The organism is Streptomyces sp. SID9727 (assembly GCF_010550605.1).
GTDB lineage: Bacteria > Actinomycetota > Actinomycetes > Streptomycetales > Streptomycetaceae > Streptomyces.
This window is the reverse complement of sequence record NZ_JAAGNI010000342.1, coordinates 1-2,627: the sequence shown is the minus strand read 5'-3', so window position 1 is coordinate 2,627 and position 2,627 is coordinate 1. Positions and strand designations below refer to the sequence as shown.

General features: G+C 74.1%; 3 protein-coding genes. 1 reads left to right on the top strand and 2 read right to left on the bottom strand.

Going from position 1 to position 2,627, the window contains the following annotated elements; genetic code table 11:
* Together G3I41_RS23230 and G3I41_RS23225 are read right to left on the bottom strand one after the other, a co-directional pair.
* Positions 1-766, bottom strand: a 766-nt coding sequence (locus G3I41_RS23230) for an SPFH domain-containing protein (RefSeq protein ID WP_164402324.1), incomplete at its 3' end; no start/stop codon positions are given.
* Positions 767-971: 205 nt separating this feature from the next.
* Positions 972-1,601, bottom strand: coding sequence for a TetR/AcrR family transcriptional regulator (locus G3I41_RS23225; RefSeq protein ID WP_164402323.1), 630 nt, complete (start codon positions 1,599-1,601; stop codon positions 972-974).
* A 132-nt stretch (positions 1,602-1,733) separates the two neighbouring features.
* Here G3I41_RS23225 and G3I41_RS23220 point away from each other — a divergent pair, with 132 nt between their 5' ends.
* Positions 1,734-2,549: a phosphatase PAP2 family protein gene (locus G3I41_RS23220; protein ID WP_164402322.1), complete on the top strand. Its 816-nt coding sequence runs from the start codon at positions 1,734-1,736 to the stop codon at positions 2,547-2,549.
* The last annotated feature ends 78 nt before the right edge of the window (positions 2,550-2,627 follow it).

Sequence of the window (2,627 nt, the reverse complement as noted above, 5' to 3'; positions counted from 1 at the left end):
CCTCCGCCTCGGCGCGCACCCCGTCGGCGGCGGCGCTCTCCTCGGCCTCGCGGCGGGCGTTGGTGCCCCGCTGTTCGACCAGCCGCTCCTCGCGCCGGGCGAGCTCGATCCGGCTGGCGAGCTCGTTCTCGGCGATGGTCCGCTCGCGCTCGACGGCCACGGCACGCCGTTCGTACGTGGCCCGGTCGGCCTCCTGCTGGATCAGCTCGCGGGCGGGCGTGCGCAGGGCGCGTTCCACCTCGGCCTCGGGGCGGATGGCGACGACGCGGACGGCCACCACGTCGATGCCGGTGGCGGGGAGCCTCGGCTCGGCGGCGAGACCGGCCGCCACCCGCTCGCGGACGGCGGCGACGCCGTCGACCAGGGCGCCGGCCAGCGGGGTGCGGGCCAGCACGTCGAGGGTGTGCTGCTGGGCGGTCTCGGTGAGGAGGGTGGCGATCTGTTCGAGGGGTGCGCCGCGCCAGGCGCCGGTGTCCGGGTCGATGGAGAAGTCGAGGCGGGTGGCGGCCTCGGCCGGATCGCTGATGCGGTAGGTGACGGTGGCCTGGACGGTGACGTCCTGGAAGTCGGAGGTGCGCGCGTGGAACGCCATGGCCAGTTCGCGGTCGTTGACCGGCACCTCGGAGAGTGCGGCGCTCAGCGACCGGTACCAGAAGCTCAGTCCGGCGCCGTCGTGGGCGAGCCGGCCGCGCTTGTGGTGGCGGATGTGCGCGGTGGGCGCGGAGCGGAGATGGCGCCGGCCGAAGCGGCGGGTGATGTCGGCCATGAGGACCCCCCTGGTCTTTTTTCTCGTCATGACGACGATAAGGGGTCTCCGCTCTTATCGTCAAGAGGACGAATGGGGGGCCCGGGTACACGAACGGCCGGTGACTTCGGAGAAGTCACCGGCCGGCCGGGTGCGCGCCGCCCCCGTCCCCACGGTGCGGCGCGGGCGGGCCGCCGTCATCCGCTCGGACGACGGCCCACGTCTGTCAGGACCCGGGCGCCGGGGCGTCCAGGCCGAGCGCGGGGAGGACCGCGCCCTCCACGAAGCGGACGAGGTACGTCTCGTCCGCGTGGGCCCCCGCGAGCATCGGGCGGGCCCGCATCACGCCGAGCAGCTGCGCGGCGACGAACTCCGCCGCCGGGTTGTCCGGCGCCACCTCGCCGCGCTCCACTCCCCGTCGTACGAGCGCGTCGATCGCGGCCAGCTCCGGCAGGATCAGCGACTCGCGCAGGGCGCACAGGAGCTCCGGGCTCTGCAGCGCCGCATGGCTCAGTGCCAGCATCAGGGGCGTGTCGCGGCCCGAGCCCTCGCCGATCGCCCGCGCCGCCTCCAGCAGGTCACCCGCCAGCGAGCCGGTGTCGATCTTCCGCAGGGCGCCGCGCCGGGTGCCGTGCAGGGCGGCGACCACCAGTTCGGGCTTCGAGCCCCACTGGCGGTAGAGCGTGGACTTGCCGCAACGGGACCGTGCGGCGACCCCCTCCATGGTCAGCGACTCGTAGCCGTTCTCCCTCAGCATGTCGAGCACGGCGGTGTAGAGCTCCTGGGCCCGCTCCGGCGTGATCTTCGACCGGCGCTGCGCGGGGGGCTGCTCCTGCTCGGTCCGCTGCGGCGACATGTGCCTTCCCTCTCTGCGACTCTGCGACGAGGTCCATCGATACGCCAGTGTACCGATACGCCGCCGTATCGGTACACTGGCGTATCGATAAGGGCGGACGACCGCCGAGGAGCATCAGCGAAGGGGCACCGGGTGAGGTACACCGGCAACACGCCCGCCGATCGGAAGCCGGACGTCCGCGCCCGCCCGCCCCTGGTCCGCGAGCTTCTGCTCGTCGCCGGGCTCTTCCTGATCTACAAGCTCGGCCGCCAGGCGGCCAACGGCCACGTGGACGAGGCGTTCCACAACGCCGGCCGGGTCTGGGACGTCGAGCGCGCCGTGCACCTGCCCGGCGAAGGCGCCGTCCAGGGCCTGCTGCTGCACGACGAGACGCTCATCCACCTCGCGAACACCTACTACGCGACCGTGCACTTCCCGGCCACGCTCCTCTTCCTGGTCTGGCTCTACTGGCGCAGCCCCCGCCACTACGTCTGGGCGCGCCGCGTCCTCGCCGCGCTCACCGGCGCCGCGCTCGCCCTGCACCTGCTCTTCCCGCTCGCCCCGCCGCGCCTGCTCGCCGCCACCCACCTCGTGGACACCGGCCGGGTGTACGGGCCCTCGGTGTACGGCGCCCAGCCGGCCACCGACTCCATGGCCAACCAGTTCGCCGCGATGCCCTCGCTGCACTTCGGCTGGGCCGTCATGGTCGGCGTCGGCCTGGTCGTCGCCACCCGGTCCCGGTGGCGCTGGCTGTGGCTGCTGCACCCGGCGATCACCCTGTTCGTCATCGTCGGGACCGCCAACCACTACTGGCTGGACTCGGTCGTGGTGGCCGCGCTGCTCTCCGTGGCACTCGCCGCGCTCCGCCTCCCGCGCGCCGAACCGGTCCGCCCGCCGCAGCCGTGGCCGTCCGTCGTACGGCAGCGGGAGCACGCCGCCGCGTACGCCGCGTCCGGGGCGCACCGGTGAACGCCACCCTCGCCGCCGTCGCGCTCTCCCTCGTCTCCGCCGCCGCCTACGCCGCCGCGGCGGTCGCCCAGGCCCGGC